Annotated in this window: 24 protein-coding genes; 15 read left to right on the top strand and 9 right to left on the bottom strand. The window is 30.5% G+C overall.

The features are described 5' to 3' along the window. Positions 1-30: 30 nt before the first annotated feature. Entirely contained in the window at positions 31-255 is a 225-nt protein-coding gene (locus BLT88_RS06600; RefSeq protein ID WP_091953794.1) for a hypothetical protein, read from the bottom strand. Positions 256-360: 105 nt separating this feature from the next. Beyond that, on the bottom strand, positions 361-1,752 hold the full coding sequence (locus BLT88_RS06595; protein WP_172824268.1) for an MATE family efflux transporter: 1,392 nt from the start codon (positions 1,750-1,752) through the stop codon (positions 361-363). Between the two features lie 128 nt (positions 1,753-1,880). Between BLT88_RS06595 and tpx the strand changes: the two genes are divergently transcribed. The 6 genes from tpx (at position 1,881) to ribB (ending at position 8,552) form a co-directional block, all read left to right on the top strand. Next, positions 1,881-2,378 carry a thiol peroxidase gene (gene tpx / locus BLT88_RS06590; RefSeq protein WP_091953793.1) on the top strand — a complete coding sequence of 166 codons (498 nt, stop codon included), beginning with the start codon at positions 1,881-1,883 and terminating at the stop codon, positions 2,376-2,378. 1 nt (position 2,379) lies between these two features. Further along, a complete protein-coding gene (locus BLT88_RS06585) occupies positions 2,380-2,760 on the top strand; it encodes a diacylglycerol kinase family protein (RefSeq protein WP_091953791.1) in 381 nt (126 codons plus the stop codon). Between the two features lie 39 nt (positions 2,761-2,799). After that, positions 2,800-5,238 carry a DNA translocase FtsK gene (locus BLT88_RS06580; protein WP_091953790.1) on the top strand — a complete coding sequence of 813 codons (2,439 nt, stop codon included), beginning with the start codon at positions 2,800-2,802 and terminating at the stop codon, positions 5,236-5,238. 2 nt (positions 5,239-5,240) lie between these two features. Then, positions 5,241-5,897, top strand: coding sequence for an outer membrane lipoprotein carrier protein LolA (locus tag BLT88_RS06575; RefSeq protein WP_091953788.1), 657 nt, complete (start codon positions 5,241-5,243; stop codon positions 5,895-5,897). 61 nt (positions 5,898-5,958) lie between these two features. Further along, complete coding sequence (locus BLT88_RS06570; protein WP_036785862.1) at positions 5,959-7,410, top strand: LptF/LptG family permease; 1,452 nt, start codon at positions 5,959-5,961, stop codon at positions 7,408-7,410. After that, positions 7,407-8,552 (top strand): 3,4-dihydroxy-2-butanone-4-phosphate synthase, encoded by a 1,146-nt coding sequence (ribB, locus tag BLT88_RS06565; protein ID WP_091953787.1) that lies wholly within the window; start codon positions 7,407-7,409, stop codon positions 8,550-8,552. The genes BLT88_RS06570 and ribB overlap by 4 nt, the downstream gene beginning before the upstream one ends. Before the next feature lie 25 nt (positions 8,553-8,577). Here the strand turns inward: ribB and pepE are convergent, their stop codons facing one another. Beyond that, positions 8,578-9,288: a dipeptidase PepE gene (pepE, locus tag BLT88_RS06560; RefSeq protein ID WP_091953785.1), complete on the bottom strand. Its 711-nt coding sequence runs from the start codon at positions 9,286-9,288 to the stop codon at positions 8,578-8,580. Between the two features lie 87 nt (positions 9,289-9,375). Between pepE and BLT88_RS06555 the strand changes: the two genes are divergently transcribed. From BLT88_RS06555 to BLT88_RS06530, 6 genes are all read left to right on the top strand, one after another. Next, positions 9,376-9,912 carry a hypothetical protein gene (locus BLT88_RS06555; RefSeq protein ID WP_091953784.1) on the top strand — a complete coding sequence of 179 codons (537 nt, stop codon included), beginning with the start codon at positions 9,376-9,378 and terminating at the stop codon, positions 9,910-9,912. A gap of 265 nt (positions 9,913-10,177) precedes the next feature. Further along, positions 10,178-10,555, top strand: a complete 378-nt coding sequence (locus BLT88_RS06550; RefSeq protein ID WP_091953782.1) for a hypothetical protein — start codon at positions 10,178-10,180, stop codon at positions 10,553-10,555. Positions 10,556-10,886: 331 nt separating this feature from the next. Beyond that, positions 10,887-11,693 (top strand): hypothetical protein, encoded by an 807-nt coding sequence (locus BLT88_RS06545; RefSeq protein ID WP_091953781.1) that lies wholly within the window; start codon positions 10,887-10,889, stop codon positions 11,691-11,693. A gap of 30 nt (positions 11,694-11,723) precedes the next feature. Then, a complete protein-coding gene (locus tag BLT88_RS06540) occupies positions 11,724-12,224 on the top strand; it encodes a DUF6702 family protein (RefSeq protein WP_172824266.1) in 501 nt (166 codons plus the stop codon). 25 nt (positions 12,225-12,249) lie between these two features. Beyond that, entirely contained in the window at positions 12,250-14,364 is a 2,115-nt protein-coding gene (locus tag BLT88_RS06535) for a M1 family metallopeptidase (protein WP_091955687.1), read from the top strand. Positions 14,365-14,516: 152 nt separating this feature from the next. Continuing rightward, positions 14,517-16,718: a M1 family metallopeptidase gene (locus tag BLT88_RS06530; protein WP_091953779.1), complete on the top strand. Its 2,202-nt coding sequence runs from the start codon at positions 14,517-14,519 to the stop codon at positions 16,716-16,718. Positions 16,719-16,856: 138 nt separating this feature from the next. Here BLT88_RS06530 and BLT88_RS06525 read toward each other — a convergent pair whose 3' ends face one another. Next, positions 16,857-17,675 (bottom strand): 1-acyl-sn-glycerol-3-phosphate acyltransferase, encoded by an 819-nt coding sequence (locus BLT88_RS06525; protein ID WP_036785839.1) that lies wholly within the window; start codon positions 17,673-17,675, stop codon positions 16,857-16,859. Between the two features lie 57 nt (positions 17,676-17,732). Next, entirely contained in the window at positions 17,733-18,359 is a 627-nt protein-coding gene (locus tag BLT88_RS06520) for a CoA pyrophosphatase (protein ID WP_091953777.1), read from the bottom strand. Positions 18,360-18,451: 92 nt separating this feature from the next. On the opposite strand from BLT88_RS06520, the gene BLT88_RS06515 reads away from it, so the two are divergent. Then, a complete protein-coding gene (locus BLT88_RS06515; RefSeq protein ID WP_091953776.1) occupies positions 18,452-18,733 on the top strand; it encodes a hypothetical protein in 282 nt (93 codons plus the stop codon). Here the strand turns inward: BLT88_RS06515 and BLT88_RS06510 are convergent. The 4 genes from BLT88_RS06510 to cysS all read right to left on the bottom strand — a co-directional run bounded on the left by BLT88_RS06510 (position 18,730) and on the right by cysS (position 21,716). Further along, entirely contained in the window at positions 18,730-19,041 is a 312-nt protein-coding gene (locus tag BLT88_RS06510) for a DUF6787 family protein (protein WP_091953774.1), read from the bottom strand. The two genes, BLT88_RS06515 and BLT88_RS06510, sit on opposite strands and share 4 nt — an antisense overlap. Further along, positions 19,034-19,903 carry a prolipoprotein diacylglyceryl transferase gene (gene lgt / locus BLT88_RS06505; RefSeq protein ID WP_091953773.1) on the bottom strand — a complete coding sequence of 290 codons (870 nt, stop codon included), beginning with the start codon at positions 19,901-19,903 and terminating at the stop codon, positions 19,034-19,036. The genes BLT88_RS06510 and lgt overlap by 8 nt, the downstream gene beginning before the upstream one ends. Positions 19,904-19,999: 96 nt before the next feature. Beyond that, a complete protein-coding gene (gene yidD / locus BLT88_RS06500; RefSeq protein WP_091953771.1) occupies positions 20,000-20,236 on the bottom strand; it encodes a membrane protein insertion efficiency factor YidD in 237 nt (78 codons plus the stop codon). Between the two features lies 1 nt (position 20,237). Then, positions 20,238-21,716, bottom strand: a complete 1,479-nt coding sequence (gene cysS, locus BLT88_RS06495; protein WP_091953770.1) for a cysteine--tRNA ligase — start codon at positions 21,714-21,716, stop codon at positions 20,238-20,240. A 498-nt stretch (positions 21,717-22,214) separates the two neighbouring features. On the opposite strand from cysS, the gene meaB reads away from it, so the two are divergent. Next, positions 22,215-23,282: a methylmalonyl Co-A mutase-associated GTPase MeaB gene (meaB, locus tag BLT88_RS06490; RefSeq protein WP_091953768.1), complete on the top strand. Its 1,068-nt coding sequence runs from the start codon at positions 22,215-22,217 to the stop codon at positions 23,280-23,282. Between the two features lie 689 nt (positions 23,283-23,971). Next, the gene (locus BLT88_RS06480) at positions 23,972-24,838 is read left to right on the top strand and encodes a DUF1295 domain-containing protein (RefSeq protein ID WP_197675657.1); all 867 of its coding nucleotides are present in this window, start codon (positions 23,972-23,974) and stop codon (positions 24,836-24,838) included. Positions 24,839-24,978 lie beyond the last annotated feature (140 nt).

The raw sequence follows: 24,978 nt of genomic DNA, 5'->3' as shown, positions 1-24,978 counted from the left end.
AAAAATACAACATTATTAAAGCCGGATGACTTAATTATACTCTTTCATCTCTTCGTCGTAAAACTCGCCTGCTTTATCCATTAAACCAGCTAATTCTGTTGCGATATCTTCTTCACTTTCCCCAGTTAAGTCTTCAAACCACTCAACTGAATCGTCTTTTAAATTAATTATAAAACGTGGAAATTCTGTATGCAACACAAAAATATCTTCTGGGAATTTGCTGTTATCAGCTAATAAAAATTTAGGTAAATCCATTTTGTTTATTTTTTATTTGACATTCTAATTGAAGAATGACAAAAGAATCTCATTTTAAAAATATGAGCTCTTAATTGTTTCTCAAACTTATTTTAAGTTTGACGTTTATTCTAATATTAATTTTTCTTTCTCTTTTATCAATTTTAAAGTTAACTTATTAAATCTGATAAATAATAAAATTGATGCTGTTGTTAAGCCTGCTAACAAACCTAACCAAATGCCAAAACTACCATACACTTCCTCTTTTCCTAAGAAATATGAAACAGGAAAACCTACCACCCAATAAGAAATAAAAGTAAGAATAGTGGGGATTTTAACATCTTGTAAACCGCGTAAAGCTCCTAAAACCAATACTTGAATGCTATCCGAAATTTGAAAGAATGCGGCAGCAAGGAGTAATTTTGAAGCAATAGAAACTACTTCCATATTATCCACATAATTAGTTTTGTCATTCAGATCAACATAAATCGTTGGCATAATTTTATGGAAAACAAAAAATAGAATGGCGAAAACAACTGCTAAAATAATTCCTAAAAAAAATATTGAAAATGCTATTCTTCGTAATTCTTTATAATTTTGTAATCCTTTTTGATTACCTACCCTTATCATAGAAGCTACGCTTAACCCCATAGCTACCATGAATGTCATGGAAGATAAATTTAATGCAATTTGATTTGCTGCTTGCGGATTTTTACCCAAAAGACCACTCAACCAAATTGCAGCTGTAAAAATAGCAACTTCAAAAAACATTTGCATCGCACTTAAAGAACCTAAATTGATGATTCTTTTCATCATTAAAATATCTAAAATAAAGAATTTTATATTTTTAACAATTTGTGCTGAACGCTTTTTGTATCGTAATAATAGCCATAAATAAATAACCATTATAATTCTAGAAGCTAGCGTACCATATGCTGCCCCAACAATACCCATTTCAGGAAATCCAAATTTTCCAAAGATGAGAATATAATTGAAAACAATATTCACAATATTAGCAAGTAATGTTGCATACATTGGATATTTAGTCATAGACATACCATCACTAAATTGTTTTATTGCTTGAAAAATAACTAAAGGAATTAAGGAAAAAGCGACCAAATCTAAATACGGAATTGCCAATTCCACAACTTCTTTTGGTTGTTTCATTAGGTACATTATTGGTTTCGAAAAATAGACTCCTAAAAACAAAGCAATTCCTAATACTGTGCATAAAAATAACCCATGTTTGTATGCAGACCTTGCTTGTTGTAAATTATCTGAAGAATCTGCTTCTGCTATTAAAGGTGTAATGGCCGTAGAAAACCCAATACCTATTGACATGGCGATAAACATAAAACTGTTTCCTAAAGAAACTGCTGCCAATTCTGCAGTTCCGATTTGACCAACCATAATATTATCAACAAAAGACACAAAAGTATGACCTAACATACCTAACATAACAGGGGCTGCAAGTTTCCAATTATATTTAAATTCTGATGTATATTGCGTAATGTTCACTAATTAAATTTAGTTTTTTAAATTGCGAAGATACATATTACAAGATGAAGCATAACTTTAGAACTTATCAATTTTTCTTACCTTTTTATCATAAAATTAATTACTTTTGATTTACAAAAAAACAAAAAATGGCAAATATTACATTAAAAGGAAATTCGATAAATACATTAGGTAATTTACCAAAAACTGGAAATAAAGCTCCCAATTTCAAACTAACAACTTTAGATTTATCAGAAAAAAGTTTGTCAGATTTTAAAGGAAAGAAAATTATTTTAAATATTTTTCCAAGTATAGATACCGGAACTTGTGCGACGTCCGTTAGAGAATTTAATAAAAAATCAGCAGAATTAGAAAACACAGTTGTATTGTGTATTTCAAGAGATTTACCGTTTGCACAGGCTCGTTTTTGTGGGGCTGAAGGGATAGAAAATGTGTTAATGCTCTCTGATTTTGCTACTGGTAAATTTGGTAAAGATTATCAATTAGAAATTATAAATGGTCCACTAACCCACTTGCACTCTAGAGCAATTGTTATCATTGATGAAAATGGAAATGTAGTTTATACCGAACAAGTTTCTGAAATTGTAGATGAACCTAATTACGATGCTGCCTTAAAAGCTATCTAAGATGAAAAATCCTAAAGATGGTTTTTTAATAGGAAGAATGCGAAGTTTAAAGTTTGCTTTCAGAGGGATGTGGATTTTAATTACTACTGAAGACAGTATTAAAGCCCAATTATTTTTTGCTTTAATCGCCACTATTTTAGGGTTTTATTTTAATATTAATGCTACAGAATGGGCTATTCAATTTATTATAATTGGTTTGGTTTTGGTCGCTGAAGCTGCAAATACAGCGATAGAAGAAGTTGCCGATTTTATTCACCCAGAGTATCATGAAAAAATAGGTTTGATCAAAGATATCGCAGCAGGTATACCAAGTTTTGCCGCTTTTACATCTTTGATTGTTGCAGGTATCATCTACGTGCCAAAAATTTTATTATTATTTTAAACATCAATATATTTACTAAATTAAGTACTTTGCAATTTAATGGCCAAAAAAAGAATAAGCATCAAACAAGCATCTTTACAAAAAGAAGAAAAAATTAGTGTTTTTTCCTTCTTAAAAACGAGACAAGCAAAATCGCTTTTCTCAATATTTTTAATGTTATTTGCTGTTTTTTTATGCATTGCTTTTATTTCGTTTTTCTTTAACTGGCAGGAAGATCAAAGCACGCTTAATCATTTAACGGATAGAGCTGTAAAAAGTAAAAACCTTTTAGGCAAAATTGGGGCTAATTTAAGTCACTTTTTTATATATGACGGTTTTGGTTTGGCTTCCTTTATCATTTGTTTCCAGGTTTTTTTAACGGGGTTTTACCTGCTGATTCAAAAGAAATTTTCAAAAATTATTATCAGCTGGAATTGGGGTCTGATTTCCATGTTATGGGTTTCTTTAATTTTTGGTTTTTTAAATAAAAAACATGCTCTTTTAGCCGGTGTTGTGGGCTTTGAAATAAATAGCTATCTACAAACTTTTATTGGAAAAATAGGATTAACCATCGTTTTAATTTTTTCGCTTTTTGCCTATTTAATTATTCGATACAAAGTTTCTTTAGATACTTTCATTGAAAAAACAAAACAAGAAAGGTTAGCGAGAAAAGCAGCAAATATTGAAGCAAAAAAAACAGATAGTGTCTTAGAAGTAACAGAGCTTAATGAAATGCTACCTGAAACCAGTACTCCTAATAAAAAAGAAAAATCAGAATTTGAATTATCAGTAGAAAATTTAAAACCTACCATTTCTAAACATTCTGATGTTTCATCAAATAAACAGGAAATCAGTTTAAAAATAGAAAAAGAACCTGAACCTGAATTAAAAGTTGAAGAAGTTATTGAAGATTTAGAAATTGATGTTGATGAAGTTGAAGAGGAAGAACATTCTACTGAAAATTTATCTAATAAAATATTAAAAGATTTTGGTGAGTTTGATCCTACTTTAGAGTTATCAAAATTTAAGTTCCCAACTTTCAATTTATTAAAACAATACAATGAAACTATTTCTATAGATCCAGAAGAATTAGAGGCTAACAAAAATAGAATTGTAGAAACATTGAAAAACTACAAAATTGGTATTGCAGAAATAAAAGCTACCGTGGGCCCTACAATTACGTTGTATGAAATTGTACCAGAAGCTGGAATTAGAATTTCTAAAATTAAGAATCTAGAAGACGATATTGCTTTATCTTTATCTGCTCTCGGAATTAGAATTATTGCGCCTATTCCAGGAAAAGGCACCATTGGTATTGAGGTGCCTAATAAAAAATCAACAATAGTTTCGATGCATTCCGTTATTTCCTCAAAGAAATTCCAAGAATCATCGATGGAGTTACCAATAGCCTTGGGTAAAACTATTTCTAATGAAACTTTTGTGGTTGATTTGGCAAAAATGCCTCACCTCTTAATGGCAGGTGCAACTGGTCAAGGAAAATCTGTTGGTTTAAATGCGGTTTTAACATCTTTACTTTATAAGAAACATCCCGCAGAAGTAAAGTTTATTCTAGTAGATCCCAAAAAAGTAGAATTAACATTATTCAATAAAATTGAACGACACTATTTAGCAAAATTGCCAGATGTAGAAGAAGCAATTATAACAGATACAACCAAAGTTGTGCATACATTAAATTCTTTATGTATTGAAATGGATACCAGGTATGACTTACTAAAGGCAGCTATGGTTAGAAATATAAAAGAATACAATATTAAGTTTAAAAAGCGTAAATTAAATCCTAATGATGGACATCGATTTTTACCTTATATTGTTTTAGTTATTGATGAATTTGCAGATTTAATTATGACCGCTGGTAAAGAAGTGGAAACTCCAATTGCACGTTTAGCTCAGCTAGCTAGGGCCATTGGCATTCACTTAATTGTAGCTACACAAAGACCTTCTGTAAACGTAATTACAGGTATTATTAAAGCAAATTTTCCAGCAAGAATTGCATTTAGAGTAACTTCTAAAATAGATTCTAGAACGATTTTAGATGCTGGAGGAGCAGATCAATTAATCGGACGTGGGGATTTATTATATACTGCTGGAAATGAAATTAATAGGATACAATGTGCCTTTGTTGATACACCTGAAGTAGAAAAAATAACAGATTATATTGGTTCTCAGAAAGCATATCCTGAAGCTTATTTATTACCCGAATATATAGATGATGAAAGTGGCACAAGTATTGATAATAATATTGAAGACAGAGATAAACTTTTTAAAGAAGCAGCAGAAATTATAGTAATCGCGCAACAAGGTTCTGCTTCTTTATTGCAAAGAAAATTAAAGTTAGGGTATAACAGAGCCGGAAGATTGATAGATCAATTAGAAGCAGCCGGTATTGTTGGTGGTTTTGAAGGAAGCAAAGCAAGACAAGTTTTAGTAACCGATTTTTTGGCATTAGAACAATTATTAGAAAACGAAAAGAATCAATAGAAATGAAAAAAACAATACTTTTATTTTTAAGCTTAAGTATTACATCCATAGTCTTCTCTCAGAATTCAGAAGAAGCAAAATCTTTATTAGATGAAGTTTCTACAAAAATGGGAGCTTACGAAAACATGTATTTAGGTTTTAGTCAAACTTTAAGTAATGAAGATGCCGGAATTAATGAAGATGATGAACCTCCCATAAGAGGAGTCATTAATTTACAAAAAGAAAAATATAGCTTAAATTACTTGGGTAATAAATTCATTTATGATGGCAACAAATTATATGTAATCAATAATGATGAAAAAGAAATTTCAATTACTGAAGGTGATTTAGATGGTGATGATGGTTTTATTTATCCATCAAAATTATTAACTTTTTACAAAGATGGTTACAATTTTGATATGGGAAAACTACAAAATATCAATGGGAGAAAAATACAGTTTGTCACCTTAAATCCTATCGATAGTAATTCAGATATTGTTAAAGTTGAATTAGGTATTGATGCAAAAACAAAACATATTTATAAGTTAGTACAAACTGGCTCTAATAGCTCTAAAACAACATTCACTATTACCACATTTAAGAGTAATCAAGTATTGTCTGAAAACTTTTTTAAATTTGATAAACAAAAATACTTAAGTCAAAATTATACCATTGATTAATTCTTTCAATTAACAGAAAATTAGTAGCATCTTAATATTTAAGATGCTATTTTTGCTTTTTATGAAAATTTTAGATAAATACCTCTTAAAAAGTTTTTTTAAACCTTTTGTAGCCACTTTTGTAATTGTACTATTTGTGCTAGTTATGCAGGCTTTATGGCAGGCATTTGAAAACATTGCCGGTAAAGGTATTAGCCTCATTTTTATACTAAAATTTCTTTACTACACAACTTTAATGATAATTCCACAAGCATTGCCAATAGGTGTGTTATTATCATCTATTATGGCATTAGGGAATTTAGGTGAAAACTACGAATTTGCTGCTGCTAAATCTGCAGGTATTTCCTTGCAACGTTTGGTTAGACCTATTGGTATTTTAGCCATTCTTTTAAGCGGAATTAACTTTTTATTTTTAAACAATGTATATCCTTATGCGGTTTTTAAACAAATAAATTTAAAACAAAATATTAAAAAAAAGCAACCAGCAATGGCATTAGTGCCTGGAAGTTTTAATGCAGATTTACCTGGTTATCAAATTAAATTTGAGGAAAAATACGGGGAACAAGAAAACCTTTTAAAGAAAGTTTTAATTTATGATTTAAAAAGTAATAGAGGAAATCAAAAAGTAATTACTGCAGACAGAGGTAAAATAGTTACTGAAGAAGGTAGTAGATATATGACGTTTATTTTATATGATGGTAATTACTATGAGGAACATGTAAAAAATGCAAGAACAACTGCAAAACGAAAAAAAATGGCAGCTTCTAATGCTACTTTTAAGGAATATGAATTTAATATTGATATTGGTAATAGTTTCGATGAAGGAAAACTAGATTCCCTGAGCAACAAAGGATATCCTATGATGTATAGTTTAAAGGAGATAAAGGATACTATTCCAAAGTTAAAAGAAACCTATTATGAAAGTCTAGATTTAAGAGCAAAAAATATTTTTATAAGCACAAAGGCAAAAAAATTATATTCATATTCCGATTCATTAAAAAAGAAGAATTTAGATAGTATCACACTTCAAAACTTCCAATTGAAAGAAAAAATTACAATTTTAAATTCTGCCATAGCAAAAACGAGCAGAGTTTTTAATACTTTAAAAAACAATACTGCATCCATAAAATGGAGAAGAAAGATACTTAATTTTTATGATACAGAGTATTACAATAGACTTGCTTTTTCTTTATCTTGTGTAATCTTATTTTTTATTGGTGCTCCATTGGGTTCCATCATTAGAAAAGGAGGTTTTGGAATGCCCATGATATTAGCAATTGCGGTTTATGTTATTTACTTTTTTGCAAATACATTTGGTAAAAACTTAGCTGAAGAAAGTACTATTTCGGCATTTTTAGGCTCATGGATTTCTGCCATTATTATGATACCTGTTGCCATATTATTAACCAGGAGGGCCACCAAAGACAAAGGAATATTTAATATAGATTCATTCTTACAACCTATTACCAATTTTTTTAAAAATTTAGCACCAAAAAAAGGTAAAAAAATATGACAACACAAACTTCACAGAAAAGTACCCAATTAAATACAATCGAAGCTGCTATTAACGATATTAGAAATGGTAAAATTATCATTGTCGTTGACGATGAAAATAGAGAAAATGAAGGTGACTTTTTAGCTGCTGCTGAAAAAGTAACTCCAGAAATGGTGAACTTTATGGCAACGCATGGTCGTGGATTAATTTGTGCACCATTAACTGAAAAACGTTGTAAAGAGTTAGACTTAGGAATGATGGTGAATAACAATACAGATCCTATGGAAACTGGTTTTACTGTTTCTGTCGATTTACGTGGAAAAGGTGTTACAACTGGTATTTCTGCTTCAGATAGAGCACTCACCATTAATGCTTTAATTGATGCTGAAACAAAACCTTTTGATTTGGCAAGGCCTGGTCATATTTTTCCTTTAAGAGCAAAAGAAGGTGGTGTTTTACGTAGAACTGGACACACAGAAGCTGCAATCGATTTTGCACGTTTAGCAGGCTTAAAACCTGCGGGTGTTATTGTAGAAATCATGAATGAAGATGGGTCCATGGCGCGTTTACCAGAACTTCTACTAGTTGCAAAAAAGTTTGATATTAAAATTGTTTCTATTGAAGATTTAGTTGCTTACAGAATGGAACATGATTCCTTAATCGAAAAGAAAGATGATTTTGAGCTAGAAACTCGTTTTGGAAATTTTAGATTAAGAGCGTATCAACAAACTACAAATAATCAAGTACATATTGCATTAACAAAAGGTTCTTGGACAAATGAAGAAGGCGTTTTAACAAGAATTAATTCTACATTAGTAAATAATGATATTTTGGGAACCTTAACGAATAATGCTGATAAGAAGTTAGATCAAATGTTTCAAGTGATCAATGATGAGGGAAAAGGGGCTATATTATTTATCAACCAACAAAATCAATACAAAAACTTATTAAACAGACTATCTGTTTTAAAAGAAAATCAGAAAAAAGGAGAATTAAAAGCACCAGCAATAGCAATGGATCAAAGAGATTTTGGAATTGGTGCACAAATTTTACATGATTTAAACATTAGCAAATTAAAATTAGTAACCAACACACAACAAACGAAAAGAGTGGGTATGATTGGGTACGGATTGGAAATTATAGATTATGTAACGTACTAAAATTTAGAGTGATAAATTAGAAGAATTATTTTCCTGCTTCCCACTTCAAACTACCTTTCTCTAACTCTATTGCTTCCAAATTTTGTTGAAACAACCTTGCTGTATGCTTTCCTTTTAAAGAGATATTATCACCGAAAACTTCAAGCCAACTTCCTTCACGTAAACCCAAAACAGCAACTTCATTAAACACATGAAACTCTTTTATTCTTGTTTCTCTAGTTTCTCCCATATGTTTAGAGCCTTTTATAGGATCTAAAAAATGTGCATTAATGTTAAAAGGAATAATTCCTAAAGTGGTAAAACTTGGCGGATATACAATTGGCATATCATTCGTGTTTTTCATATTAACGCCACAAATATTGCTTCCAGCACTCGTACCTAAATACGGAGTACCAGTCTCTAAAGCTTGTTTTAAGGCGTAAATTATATCATTCTTATATAATTTATTCACAAGCTCGAAGGTATTTCCTCCTCCTGTAAAAATAGCTTCCGCTTTTTGTATGGCTTCTTTTGGGTTTTCAAATTGATGAATTCCTGTAACACCAATATTTATTTTTGCAAATGCTTTTTCTGCAGTTTTAGTGTATTCATTATAAGAAATACCACCTGGTCTCGCATAAGGAATAAAAAGTACCGTTTTTACATCCACAAAAAAAGTAGTTAATGTAGGTAATAAATATTCTAAATAGCCACTTCCATGAATCGTTGACGTACTTGCAATGATTAATTTTTTCATATCTCAAAAAATAATAGAAACTAAATGTTATTTTTTCTAAATTAGCAAAGAAAAGCTTTTAATATCTTACTTCAGAAAAAAAATCTTATGAAAACCAAAATTTCAATATTAATACTAATGATTTCAGTTTTTTATTCATGTATAATCAATAATGACTCTGATTTTAAAATTACAAAATCAGACTTAGCAGGTACATGGGCATTGGCTAATTTTGAAATGGAGAGTGCTACAGTGCTTGTAACAAACCCTGCTCCCACTCAAACGATAATTGCAGATGTTCGTGGAAGTAATTATAATGCTTTTATTAATTTTTCTGAAAATCCAGATATTGCTAATGTTACTGGAGATTTTACGCTTGAAATAAGTTATAATCAAACTAACGTTGACATCTATACTTTAGACGCTTTTATATTTAACGATATTTTTGGTTTTACTTCAAGCGCATGGAACTATAGTGACAATGTATTGAGCTTAATGCATGGTGGACTTAGTTTGGATCTTGATATTATTGATTTCACTGGAGATTTTATGAAAATAGAATTAGATGTAAATGAGACCGTAACCATTAACGGTATCACTTCGAATGTTTTTGGTAAGTCTATTGTAACCTTAGAAAAGCAATAGTTTACTTTTCTTTATAATTAGGGATATTTATGAGGTATTTCTTATTAAGCCAAAAACAAAATATTTACTCTAATAAGTTCATAGCATAGAAAAGGTTTTTGACAGAAGTTTACAATTCTATTAAAATAGTTTTAAGAAGGTCTACTCTTTTCTTTGTTGACATGAAAAATAAACCAATACTATTCTTTCTAATTTTTACCTTTTTATCTTATCGTCAGGAAAAAAGAATACTAATTAGGGAGAAAGTTTTTTTAACGAAACGGTCATGTCTGATTTGCATATAATTAACAAAAAAACACAGAAAGGAACCATTTCGAATGATAAAGGTTGGTTTGACATTTCGGCTATTATGGGTGATAGTTTGCAGTTTTCCCGCATCAAGATAAAAAGTAAGCAATTTATAATAACAAAAGAAAATTTCACTGAAAGAAATATTAAAATAGTACTTGAAGAAAACACATATTCTTTAGACAGTTTTACTCTAAAAAATCCCAAAAGTATTTTTTATATCGACCCACAAATACTGAAATCACTCACTTTAAATGCAAAACCTAAGATTAATAATTCTGTCATAAACTTCAAATCTAATGCCGCAATAAGTATTGATAATTTAATTAGTTCTTTAAACGTAAAAAAGAACTAATTAAAATTACACAAGAAAATATTGTTCTTTCTAAAATTAGAAAATACTTTACAGATGATTTTTTTATTACAGATTTACAAATTAAAAAAGAGTATGTAAACCCATTTTTAAATTATTGTATTCAAAAAAATATCATTTATCATTTTATAAGAAAAAAGAACATCATACTCACAAAATTTTTAATAGACGAGAGCAGAGTATTTCCAAAAAAAATAAATGCTTACAGTGCCTCATTATTTAGCAAATAGGGACTTTTTTTAACAGAACTTTAAAATTATTTTCATCAAATTTAAAGAGAAAATACTTAATTTGTAAAAGTTAAAAAAAAGCCATGATAAAAAAAATTCTTATATTATTCGTCTTTTTTATCAGTATGCTCAGCACTTTTTCTCAAGAAAAAAATAAAATTATTACTGGAAAAATATTAGATTCTTTAGGGATTGTTAAAAATGCAAACGTCATCAACCTAAAAACAAATCAAGGAACTTTTTCTAACGACAATGGAATTTTTCGAATTTTCGTTTCTGAAGGTGACACTTTGAGCCTTTCTTCCATTCAACATATTTCAAAAAAAGTAATCATTACTAAAAATATTATTGAAAACAGAAAAATGAATATACGCATAAAATACAACATATATTCTTTAGATGAATTTGAACTAAAAAGGCATAATTTAATAGGTAGATTGAGTGTTGACACAAAAACTGTGCCCACGAATAAAAGAGATTCTCTTTTAAAAAATGTTATGAATTTTTCTAAAATTAACATGCAAGTTGTTGAAGCCGATGATTATATCGATAGTAGAGTTCGACCACATATAAATGAAACAGATCCAACAGCAAAATTTGCAGGTGTTGGTGGCGGCATAATTATGCCTTTTAAAAGTTCAGCGCGTTTATGGGCTTTGCGCAGAAATTTAGCTCAAAAAAAAGCTTTTCCGTATAAAATTTTATCCACACTTGGAGAGAAATTTTTCTTTGATGAATTAGAAATTCCTATTGATAAATACTTTCATTTTCTGGAATATTGCAATCCGTTAGGTATAGAAGATTTTCATAAAGATGGAAATCTTTTGGAGGTGATAAAAATTTTACGAACAGAAAAGGTGTCTTACCTTAAAATGATAAAAAAACAGTAATTTGGTCTCATATTTGATTTTAATAATTTCATGAAATTTAAGAAAACATTTTTACTGCTATTTATCATTCCCTTTTTATCTTTTACTGCACACAAGAATTATTTAAGTTTAACACAAATAAATTACAAAAGTGAGTCGAAATCTATTCAAATTGTAATCAATGTTTTTATGGATGATATTGAAACCGCATTAAATAGCGATTACAAAATTAATTTACAATTGACCACAAAAAATGAATTCAAGAATAATGATAGTTATTTTAAGAGGTATTTAAAAGAAAAAATACATTTTAAAGTTGATAATATTCCTAAAGAATTCAAGTATATAGGTAAAGAATATGATGGAGATTTAGTTTATTTCTATCTAGAAATAGAAAACATCAATCAATTAAAAACTATAGATCTTACTAATAATATACTCACAAAACATTTTCCAGAACAACAAAATTTAACAAAGTGTAAACTTGGAGATAAACACAAAAGTATATTACTGACCAAAAAAGAAAATTTAGCTAAATTTAAATATGAATAGTCACTCCACTCAAAACAACAGATTTATGAAAAAAATTGGAATTTTCCTTTTTTCCCTTGTTCTAATAACAAACTCTTTTGCTCAAGCAAAACAAGGCCACACTAATCAAAATAAATTTAAACAATTAAAACAAGAACTACCAACGCCAAATGCAGAAAGGACGGCCTCTGGAGCTCCAGGTAAAGCATACACGCAACAGAAAGTTGATTATGTTATGGACATCATTTTAGATGATGATAAAACCAAAATAACAGGTTCAGAAATTATTACGTATCATAATAATTCAGCTGATGATTTGTCCTATCTATGGGTTCAGTTAGACCAGAATATGAGAGCTGCAGATTCCAAAACTCCAGATATTTCTCCAAGCTCTATTTCTAAAAAAATGAGTATACGTCGTTTTAAAAGAAATTTTCCTGAAGAACGTTTTGATGGTGGTTTTAATATTATGAGCGTTACAAATAAAGATGGTAGTAAATTATCTTACACCCTAAACCAAACGATGATGCGCATCAATCTTGTAAAGCCTTTGGCTTCCGGAGAAACGTTTAAATTCAATATAAAATGGTGGTATAACATCAACAATCATAGAACACAAGGTGGTAGATCTGGTTATGAGCATTTTACAGAAAATGGCAATAATAATTATGTAATTGCACAATTTTATCCAAGACTGTGTGTGTATGATAATGTAGAAGGTTGGCAGAACGATCAATTTTGGGGAAGAAGTGAATTCGCTTTGGAGTTTGGAGATTTTACAGTAAATATTACCGTTCCAGAAGATCACATGTTAGGAGCCACTGGAGTTTTGCAAAATGAAAAAGAAGTTTTATCAAGAAAAGAACTAAAACGATTAGCGAAAGCGAGACAAACTTTCGATAGTCCTGTAATAATTAGAACACAAGAAGAAGCAGAAAAGATTGAAAAAGCTCGTTCTAAAAAAACGAAAACTTGGAAATTTGTTGCTAAAAACGTGCGTGATTATGCCTTTGCAACTTCCAGAAAATTTATCTGGGATGCGATGGCTGTCGACATTAATGGCAAAACTGTAATGGCATATTCTTTATATTCTAAAGAAGCAAATCCTTTGTATGGAGATCATTCTACAAAAGCAGTTGCGCAAACTTTAAAAACATATTCTAAATACACTTTTGATTACCCGTATCACAAAGCAATTTCTGTCGATGGCCAAATGGGCATGGAATACCCACAAATTTGTTTTAACCCAGGTAGACCAGATTTGCCAAATGGTGGTTATTCCGATAGAATGAAGTATAGAATGATTAAAGTTACCATTCACGAAGTGGGGCATAACTACTTCCCTATGATTGTAAATTCTGACGAAAGACAATGGACTTGGATGGATGAAGGTTTAAATTCTTATATGGAAATGTTAGCCGAATTAGCTTACGATCCTAATTTCCCAATTACAAGAGGCTATCCTAAAAATATTATTAAATATATGGGTGGAGATCAGTCCAAAATTGCGCCAATTATGTCTAAAGGAGATAATGTATATAGTTTTGGAAGTAATGCTTATGGCAAGCCCGCAACTGCTTTATGGATTTTACGTGAAACTATTATGGGTAAAGAATTATTTGACCATGCTTTTAGAACCTATTCTCAAAGATGGATGTTTAAACATCCTTCTCCAGCAGATTTCTTTAGAACGATGGAAGATGCCTCTGGTGTAGATTTAGATTGGTTTTGGAGAGGATGGTTTTACACGACAGATGTTACAGATATAGGCATAAAAGGTGTGAAGAAATATCAAACAAATTCTACAGATAGTTCTGTGGAATTTATTGAAGATACATCGGAAGGTTTAGGCTTTACAAAAAAAGTTGAAAATTCAAAATATCATTATGAAATTACTTACAATAAGCCAGGTGGATTAGTGATGCCAATTATTATAGAATTTACTTATAAAGATGGCACAAAAGAAAGAAAAACATATCCTGCGCAAATTTGGCGATATAATGACAGAGAAGTTACTAAAGTATTTTCATCATCAAAAGAAGTTGAAAGTATGAAGATTGATCCAGATTTAGAGACTGCCGATGTTGATATTTCAAATAATAGTTTCCCAAAAGAGAAATCAAATAAATTTGAAAAATTTAAAAAGAATATAAAAGGATAAATTTTATTGAAAATTAGCTAAAAAGGCAATCTAAATTCAGATTGTCTTTTTTTTATGATAAAAATATGTTAAAACCTAAACATTCTTTAACGTATGTAAAGAGTTATCGTTAATTTCGAGGTCATTTTTAAATCAAATAAAATTAAATCAAAATGAAAAAAATCTTCCCATTAGTATTCTCTTTATTCTTTGTGGTGTTTACAAATTTTGCTCAAGAAAAAAAAGAAGCAAAGAAAACACAACAAGGCCACATTGATCAAAACAAATTCAGACAAATGAAAGATGTTTTGGCAACCCCAAATGACCAGCACACAGCTTCTGGTGCTCCTGGCCATCAATATTCTCAACAAAAAGTTGATTATTTAATGAATATTCGCTTAGAAGAAAGCACGAACATAATTTATGGTGATGAAAAGATTACCTATCAAAATAACTCTAAAGACCATTTAGAGTATTTATGGGTACAATTAGATCAAAATATGAGAGCAGATGATTCTAAAACTCCTTTAGCTACTTCTGGAGGTGCTGCTGCATTTATAACACCTAACAACTTTCAAAGCACCTACATGAAAGAAGGTAAAGGTTTTGGTTTTAACATTGAAAAAGTAGAAACCAATGACGCTCCATTATCTCATTTTATCAACAGAACAATGATGCGTATTAATTTACCTAAAGCATTAGCTCCTGGTGAATCTTTCAAATTTAGAATTAAATGGAACTATAAAATAAATGACATTAATAAGGATGGTGGACGTTCTGGTTTAGAAACTTTTCCTGATGGAAATAACAACTATACGATTGCTCAGTTCTTCCCAAGGTTAGCCGTTTATGACAATGTAGAAGGATGGCAAAACATGCAATTCTGGGGAAGAAGTGAATTTGCTTTAGAATTTGGAGATTATGAAGTAAACTTAACAGTGCCTGCTGATCATATTGTAGATGCTACCGGTGTTTTACAAAATGAAAAAAATGTTTTATCTAAAACACAACGCAAACGTTGGGAAAAAGCAAGAAAGAGTTTTGATAACCCAGTATTCATTGTAACCCAAGAAGAAGCGGAAAAAGCTGAAAAAGTACGCGCTAGCGGCACAAAAACTTGGAAATTTAAAGCTCAAAGAGTAAGAGATTTTGCTTTTGCATCTTCAAGAAAATATATTTGGGATGCAATGGCGACCAACGTAAATGGTAAAACTGTAATGGCCGTTTCTCTATATCCAAAAGAAGGAAATCCTTTATGGGAAGAGCATTCAACAAGAGCGGTTGCACATACCCTTGTTGAATACTCTAAATTAACTTTTGATTATCCTTACCCAAAAGCTATTTCTGTTCACTCAGAAAGACAAGGAATGGAATATCCAATGATTTGTTTCAACTTTGGTCGTCCAAATGCTGATGGAACGTATTCTGATAGAACTAAAAAAGGAATGATTGGTGTAATTATACATGAAGTTGGACATAACTTTTTCCCAATGATTGTAAATTCTGATGAAAGACAATGGACATGGATGGATGAAGGTTTAAACTCTTTTGTAGAGATTTTAGCAGAATTAACATACGATTCAGAATTATTTGCTACCAATCCTGCAAAAAAGATTACAAGATATATGGGTGGAGATCAAAGTAATATTTCTCCTATCATGTCTCAAGGAGATTATGTAAAACAATTTGGTCCGAATGCATACTCAAAACCAGCCGCTGGTTTATACATGTTACGTAAAACTATTATGGGTCCTGAATTATTTGACCATGCATTTAGAACGTATTCTAAAAGATGGATGTTTAAACACCCTACCCCTGCTGATTTCTTTAGATCTATGGAAGATGCCTCAGGAATGGACTTAGATTGGTTTTGGAGAGGATGGTTTTACACTACAGATGTAACAGATATTGCAATTAAAGCAGTAAAAAGTTTATATTTAACAGACAAACCAAGTGAAAGAGTAACTAAGTTAAAAGAACAATACAAGCAGTATTTTGAAGGTTTAGGAGACTTAGTATATATTACAGATAAAAAAGAAGATGCCAATGCATCAGCAATGGACAGCTATGCAAATGGTAAGGAAGTTCCATCTTTTATTTATTCTGTCGAATTTGAGAAGCCAGGAGGTTTAGTAATGCCAATTATTGTAGAGTTGACTTATGAAGATGGTTCTACTGAAAGACAAACTTTCCCTGCTCAAATTTGGATGAAAGATGACACAACTGTAAAAAGAGTATTTGCTTCAACAAGAGAAATTAAGAGTATTACGGTTGATCCAGATTTTGAAACTGCAGATGTAGATACTTCTAACAATAGCTGGCCAAAGAAACAAGCTGACAAGTTTGACCAATTTAAAAATAAAGTAAAAGGATAAACTACTTTTAGTAAAATAGTAAAACAAAGAAACCTCATAAATTTATGAGGTTTCTTTGTTTTATGATAAGAAGCTTTTTATAATTTATAAATCTAAAAAAACATCATTGACTTTATATATATCTGTCTGCTTATTTAACTAAGAAGTCCAGAATTTTCTCTTTTTATTTAATGCAACCTCTTCTTTTTTAAGGTCTTCTAATTCTTGCACAGATAACACTTTAAGAAATGATGGGTGCTGTTCAATAGCAAACTCAATCTTTGTTACAATATCCGAAATATCTTCATTCTCGTAATCAATTTCTAAAGGTTCTTTTATGACCATAGATTGTAAAACATTTTTTCTCTTAATACGTAATCCTTTTTTATCAAAAGAGCGTCTAAAACCGTCAATAACAATTGGCACCACCACTGGTTTGTATGTTTTAATGATATGTGCAGTTCCCCGTCTAATCGGTTTAAAAGGCGTCGTTGTTCCTTGCGGAAACGTAACAACCCAACCATCATCTATGGCTTTACCTATATTTGAAATATCTGAAGTTTTTACTTGTCTTTTAACATTTTCGCCTGCACTTCTCCAAGTTCTATCAATAGAGACAGCACCCGCATAGGCAAATATTTTAGGCAACAAGCCAGCTTTCATTGTCTCGCCAGCAGCAACAAAATAAAAATTTAATTTTGGATTCCATATATAACCAATATTCTTAATAGAGTCTTCTCTACCTTTTAAAGAAGCATTAAAAACATGAAACATAGCAGCAACATCTGCAAAATAAGTTTGATGATTAGAAATGAATAGCACTTTTTTATCTGGTAAATCTCTTAATATTTGTGAACCTTCAATTTGAAGGTTATTAAAATTACGATACCTGCTATGAGAAATAACCCCGAAAAAGCGAATAATCCACTTCTTTATAAATAAATAATGTCCAAACGGATTCCTTTTAAATAGAGGCATTTTTACTGCTTTTTTTATAGTTATACAAACAAAATTACAAAACAATTTAAGAACATGCTATTTTAAGAGTTCTTTAATTTCCGAGAGCATCATTGCGGTTGCCCCCCAAACTATGTGATCATTTAATTTGAAGCACGGTACCTCCATATTATTCATATAAGAAGTATTCATATTCACGGCGGTTATACTTGCTTCATTCAATAAATCACTTAATAAAACTTCAATTTCTTTTTCAACTTCATGGTTTAAAATAAAATCTGGTTTTTTACAAATGGTACCTAAAAAAGGAGTTGCTAAAAAATTACTTGGTGGTATGTATACATCCGTTAATTCTCTTATAATTTCTACAGATGAAGGTTGCACGCCCACTTCCTCTAAGGTTTCTCTTAATGCCGTTTTTTGTAAACTGGTGTCAGATTTTTCTATTTTTCCCCCTGGAAAACTTATTTGGGCGGAATGTGTGCCTTTATAACTGGCTCTTTTTGTTAATAGAAAGCAGGTTTCATTTTTTATATTCGGATAAAACAATGCTAAAACAGCTGCTTTTTTTGGCTTACTAGCCACTATTTTCTCTTGATTATATTTAAAGCGAAGTTTAGGCGCCATTTTAAACTGAGCCTCTAATCCTCCGAGTTTTTCTGTTTTTAGATCCCCTATTTTTTGGGTAAAGTCTTTAAAATTCATTTTGAATACCTACTTTTAACAAACTTATAATTTTATATAACAAAATAACATTTTTTGGCAAGAATTTTGACGTATGTTCTACAAATAAAAGTATGAATAAAAAATATAAAAAATTAGGATTAAGTATCTTGTTGGATCTAATTGGTTTTTTAACAATTATACCTTTAGATTTAGTTTGGGCGCCAATTTCTGGTTATTTAATGACTAAAATGTATAAAGGTGAAAAAGGTAAAATTGCTGGTATTATTAGTTTTTTAGAAGAGATAATTCCTATAACAAATATTATTCCAACGTTTACAATTATGTGGTTGTATACCTATCTTTTCAGCAAAGATAATTCTCAAGAAGAAGAGAATATTATTATTAAAACCTAATTATTTTCTTTAAACAAAAAACCAAGTCCTAATCTACTTAAAAACTTTTTTTCGAAAGTCCAAAAGAATTTAAACTGCCCAAATAACCAACCAACTATTGGCAATGTCAGTTGATAAATAGGAAATATTAATAGTATTCTTAATGGCCAATAAATCCATACTGAAATTACTTCTGGAGATAAACCTAAAAACTCAGTAATTGGCTTTGCTACCCAAGCAGCAAAGGAACCGTTTATTGCAAAAACAATAAAAATTGCGATTATGGACCAATTGGAATCTATATCCCAACGTTCTTTTAATTTATCCATTTAATTCTTTAGCTTTATTTGTTTTCTTTAACATTAACCAAATTCCTATGAATACTAATGGAATACTCAAAACCTGACCTGTATTCAAAGAATTGAAAACCCAATCTTCCCTTCCAACTACTTGCGCTTCTTTTAAGAATTCTATAAAGAACCTTAAAGACCATAAAACAGTCATAAATAATCCAAATAAGAAACCTTCTTGTTGTTTTTTATCCGTTTTCCAATACAAATACCACATTACAAAAAACAAGATTAAATAACTAAAAGCTTCATATAACTGCGTTGGGTGTCTTGCTGTTGTTTCACCCGCAGCTTTAAATATAACACCAAAGTTAGAACCCGTTTCTTTTCCATAAATCTCTGAGTTAAAGAAATTCCCGGATCTAATAAAAAAACCGGCCAAAGCGACCATAATTGCTAACCTATCCAAAATAAATAACCACGATTTCTGTAAATGTTTTTTTGCATAAAAATACATGGTAAAAATAATACCGATTGCTGCTCCATGACTTGCAAACCCGGTAAAACCTGTAAACTTCCAATCTTTAATGATGCCAAAAAGAGCACTCTCTCCTAATTGCTTTTTAAAAGGTAAAATAATTTCTAGTAAATGATTTTGATAATAATCCCAACTATAAAAAAACACATCTCCTAAACGCATACCAATGAGCATCGAAATAAAGGTGTACATGAATAACGTATCCAATTTTTCAATAGGAATTTCATCTTTGATATATATCTTTTTCATGAGATGTAAACCCAATAAAAATGCTGTTACAAACATCAAACTATACCAACGTACCACAAAAAAACCTAAATCAATGCCTAAGGATGGGTCCCACTCTATTGCTAAAAAACTCATATTTTATTTATATTCTATTTTTAATTGAAAATGTACTGAGGCGATCTTTGATTAAAAATCAAATTACTTTAATCTTCTTACTAGCACCGATATTAATTATTTATTCTTTTTTTTTGGAACAGGATCATAACCACTTCCACCCCAAGGATGACAACTAAATATTCTTTTTATTGCCAACCAACCACCAGAAAATAAACCATGTTTTTGCAAAGCCTCAATAGTGTAATGTGAACACGTCGGACTGTATCTGCAAGCTGCTGGTGTTAATGGTGAAATTGCGCTTTGATAAAACCGCACCAATAAAATAAATGGATATGAAAGTATTTTCTTCAACTTAATTGATTGAAAAAGTTGTGCCTTCTTTACCGTCTTTTAACTGAATTCCCAATTCAATTAATTCATCTCTAATTTGATCTGATAGTGTCCAATCTTTATTTTCTCGTGCTTCTTTTCTTAACTTAATTAATAATTCTACTACACCATTTATTTTTTTTGAATTGTCTTCAGAATTTTCATTCATCAATCCTAAAACATCAAAAACAAACCCATTAATAGTTGTTTTTAATACTAAAATATCCTCAGTGGTTATGCTTGCTTTTTGTTCTTTTATTTGATTGATCACCTTTACAGCTTCAAATAAATGCGCAATTAAAACAGGTGTATTAAAATCATCATTCATTGCTGAATAACAGTCTTTTTTCCACTTTTTAACATCAAACGTTGATGTTTTTCCAGCTTCAATTTTATCTAAGAGACGAACCGCTTCCATTAATTTTGAATGTCCTTTTTCGGAGGCTTCTAATGCTTCACCAGAAAAATCTAAAATGCTTCTATAATTGGCTTGCATATTAAAAAAACGAACGACACTCGCTGAAAATGGTTTCGGAAGAATCTCATTTTCTCCTGACAAAATCTCGTTTGGTAAAATAAAATTACCCGTAGATTTCGCCATTTTCTGACTATTTAACAACAACATATTAGTATGCATCCAATAATTTACTGGAGTCTTTCCGCTACAAGTTTGTGATTGCGCAATTTCACATTCGTGATGTGGAAATTTTAAATCCATTCCACCTCCATGAATATCAAATTGTTCACCTAAATATTTTGTACTCATTACAGAACATTCTAAATGCCAACCCGGAAAACCATCACTCCATGGAGATGGCCAGCGCATAATGTGTCTCTCATCTGCTTTTTTCCAAAGTGCAAAATCTTGCGGATTTTTCTTATCTGATTGTCCATCAAGTGAACGAGTATTATGAATTAAATCTTCAACCTTTCTTCCTGAAAGAATACCATAATGACTGCTTTCATTATACTTTAAAACGTCAAAATATACCGAACCATTTATTTCATAAGCAAAACCTTTCTCCAAGATTTCTTTAATCATTTCTATCTGCTCAACAATATGACCTGTAGCGGTTGGTTCTATGCTTGGTGGTAAAAAATTGTAGTTTTTTAAGACATCATGAAAGTCTACTGTGTAACGTTGCACGACTTCCATCGGTTCAATTTTTTCGATACGTGCTTTTTTAGAAATTCTATCTTCACCTTCATCAGCATCGTTTTCTAAATGACCAGCATCTGTAATATTACGCACATAGCGCACTTTATAGTCTAAATGCAATAAATATCTATAGACAACATCAAAGAACATAAAGGTTCTTACATTCCCCAAATGAGCATTGCTATACACCGTTGGCCCACAAACATACATACCTACATATCCGTCTGTTATGGTTTTAAAATTCTCCTTTTTTTTCGTTAAAGAGTTGTATACTTTAAGTTGATTTTCTTTGTAGCGTTCCATTAAAAAAGTGCCTATTTACAGCGGATAAATATAGGAACTTTAAAAAGAATAGCGAAATGGAATTTGTTAGAAGTTTGGTAAATTTAAAAGTAGTTATTTATCCAACATATTTTTTCTTTTAATGTTTATCGTACTTTATTTTCCTTGAATTACAACTTTCTTTATAGTCCGCATTTACTTGACTGATAACGAACATTGGATTTCTCTATCAATAAGACATTTTATTTATTTTGTATACATCACTTTTTGCTATTTATAATACCTAATTCAGAAGTAAAAACAGCAGTGCTCCTAGTTTAATTATGCACCTATACTCTATTTGCAGCCAACATATTATTTTAGAATAGAGCGCCCCTATTTAAAAAATTATGAAACCGACTCTTTTGCAGACTTTATATTCTTTAAAAATGTTTTTATGCTGATAAAATTTTTAAGACCTAAAATCTTTCCTATTATTCTATAAATAGTTTATTTTTACTGTGAATTTTTTATTTTACAATGGTTAAAAAAACGTCTGCATTACATGAAAAAGAAGGTATTTCTAAACCAGAAACAACCAGTAAATCTGCTGCAGAAAAAATTAAAACCAGTAGAGCTAAACAAAATTCTGTGGATGAATTTGTTGCTAAAATCTTAACAGGAGATATCACTTTTTTAAGCAGAGCCATTACGTTAGTAGAGAGTACCAATGCCAAGCATCAACAAAAAGCAAATGAAATTTTAGAACGCTGCTTGCCCTCTGCAAATAATTCCATAAGAATTGGTATTACAGGTGTTCCAGGTGTTGGAAAAAGCACATTTATTGAAGCTTTTGGAAAACATTTAACAACGCAAGGCAAAAAAGTCGCTGTACTCGCTGTAGACCCAAGTAGCTCTGTAAACAAAGGTTCTATTTTAGGAGATAAAACGAGAATGGAAGAATTGGTTACTGATAAAAATGCTTTTATTAGACCTTCTCCTTCTGGCACATCGTTGGGCGGAGTTGCGCAAAAAACACGCGAAAGCATCATTCTATGTGAAGCCGCCGGTTTTGATACTATTATAATTGAAACTGTTGGCGTTGGGCAATCTGAAACCGTTGTGCACTCCATGGTCGACTTTTTTTTATTATTAAAATTGGCGGGAGCTGGCGATGAATTGCAAGGAATTAAACGCGGAATTATAGAAATGGCAGATGCTATTGTGATTAACAAAGCTGATGGAGATAATGAAAAGAACGCTAAAATTGCCAAAGTTGAATTTAATAGAGCTTTGCACTTATACCCCATAAAAGAAAGCAACTGGCAGCCGAAAGTAATCACTGCAAGTGCATTACTGCATATAGGTATTTCAAAAATTGATAAAATGATTGTTGATTATATCTCTTTAACAAAAGAGAACGGCTATTTTACACTGAAAAGAAATAACCAAAATAAATATTGGTTATTAGCCACTATAGAACAACAACTAAAAGACAATTTCTATCAAAAAAAGAAGATTAAAAAAGCACTAGAAAAAGAAATTAACAATTTAGAAAACGGAAAAACAACCCCGTTTAACGCTGCAAAAAGATTGTTGAATATATAAGCTGCTAACATTACATAAATAAGTTAAAAAAAAAATCGTTTGATAATTTATTTCAAAAAGCAATAAACCACAAAAGGATTATAAACAAATAAAGCTATCACAAGATATTTTAAAAAAGTATACTGGTACTTATTATTTAGAGGGTCGTAGTGTGCTTAATATAATAATAGAAAATAAGCGTATTTATATTAAGAGCACCAGAAAAACTGAAATAGTTCCCTATAAAAAAAATAAATTTTTCATAAAGGAAACTCCCTTGTCATTAAATTTTTATGAAGAAAAAGGTAAAATAATAAGCTTTGCTAAAATTGAAAATGGAATAATACAAAATTTTATAAAAATTGAATAATATCGTTAGTAAATAACGAAAAGCTACAACCAAGAACTGAACTAAAAAATAACCTTTTTTTCTTAAACTTTGGGAATAGATACTCTAAGTAGTAATTGTATTCTCAATTAGTTGCTGATTCACGGAATGAAATTATACACAAGACCTTTTCCTATAAAAAACAAAATAGAAGTACTTAAAAGTTTCCAGTCATACGAAAGAGTAAATTCATAAACAATATTTGATTTAAGTTATCCTATTTTTTTGTCTTACTATAATAACTTATATTTAAAATTCTGAAAATAGTTAGATGAATTATATAAAACCACTATACCCCTATATTATCGGTTGTATTATTTTGATGTTTACAACATCTTTCGCTGAAATATCAGTAATCAGCGGCAGTATTCAATTAGTTCTTTTTGGAACAATTGTACTCTATCCCATTTGGAAAACGGAAACTTTATCTTATGTAGATATAGGCTGGCCTTGGGGCTTAGTATGTATTGGATTAGTGACCTTATTTTTGGGTGAAGGTTACTCGTGGCGGGTTTGGGGTATTGGTGCTTTATATATTCTCATGGGACTTCGTATGGGTATTGGAGCTATTCAGTTTTGGTTAAAAGGATATATTCAGAAAGAATTACCGAGATACAGATATCAGCGAATAAGATGGGAAAGAAAAGGAAAAACAAATATTCAAGCAGCTATGCAAATAGATGCTTTAGTTCAAGGTTTGGCAAACGTTTCCTATTTAGCCTTACCTGCCTTTATTATTGCTTCTAACCCTAATCCAAATATATCCGTTTTTGAGGTAGTCGGTTTATTATTGTGGGTAGCTTCATTTATCCTTGAATCCATCGCAGATAAACAAAAGTTAGGATTTCTTAGACGAATGAAAACTGAAAAGCTACAGAATAAAGTTTGTGAAATAGGCTTATGGAAATACACCAGACACCCTAACTACTTTGCGGAGTGGACGATTTGGAATTCCTTAATAATTATTTCCATACCGTCTTGGTTAGCATTGCGATCTTCAGAATCATTAATAATTTGGGTTCTACTGGGACTTGCTTTGCTATTCGTCTCTATAATGATGTATAATACCTTGGTATACCTTACAGGAGCTATACCTTCTGAGTATTATTCTTTACAAAAAAGACCTAATTACAAGTCTTATACAAAAAGAGTAAATATGTTTTTTCCTGGATTTCGCAATAGAAAATAAAGAGAATAAAATATGGAAAATAAAAAAGTTCTCGTCAAAAAACAGAAATGCAATCAACCAATGGAAAAGAAAAGAATTTTGTTAATTTTATGATTTGAGAGATTCAAAACTATAAAATGACGGCCTGTAGCAAAGTAAAT

It is taken from the genome of Polaribacter sp. Hel1_33_78 (assembly GCF_900106075.1).
Classification (GTDB): Bacteria; Bacteroidota; Bacteroidia; order Flavobacteriales; family Flavobacteriaceae; genus Polaribacter.
Note: the sequence above shows the minus strand (reverse complement) of the source record. Positions and strands in the feature narration are given on the sequence as shown.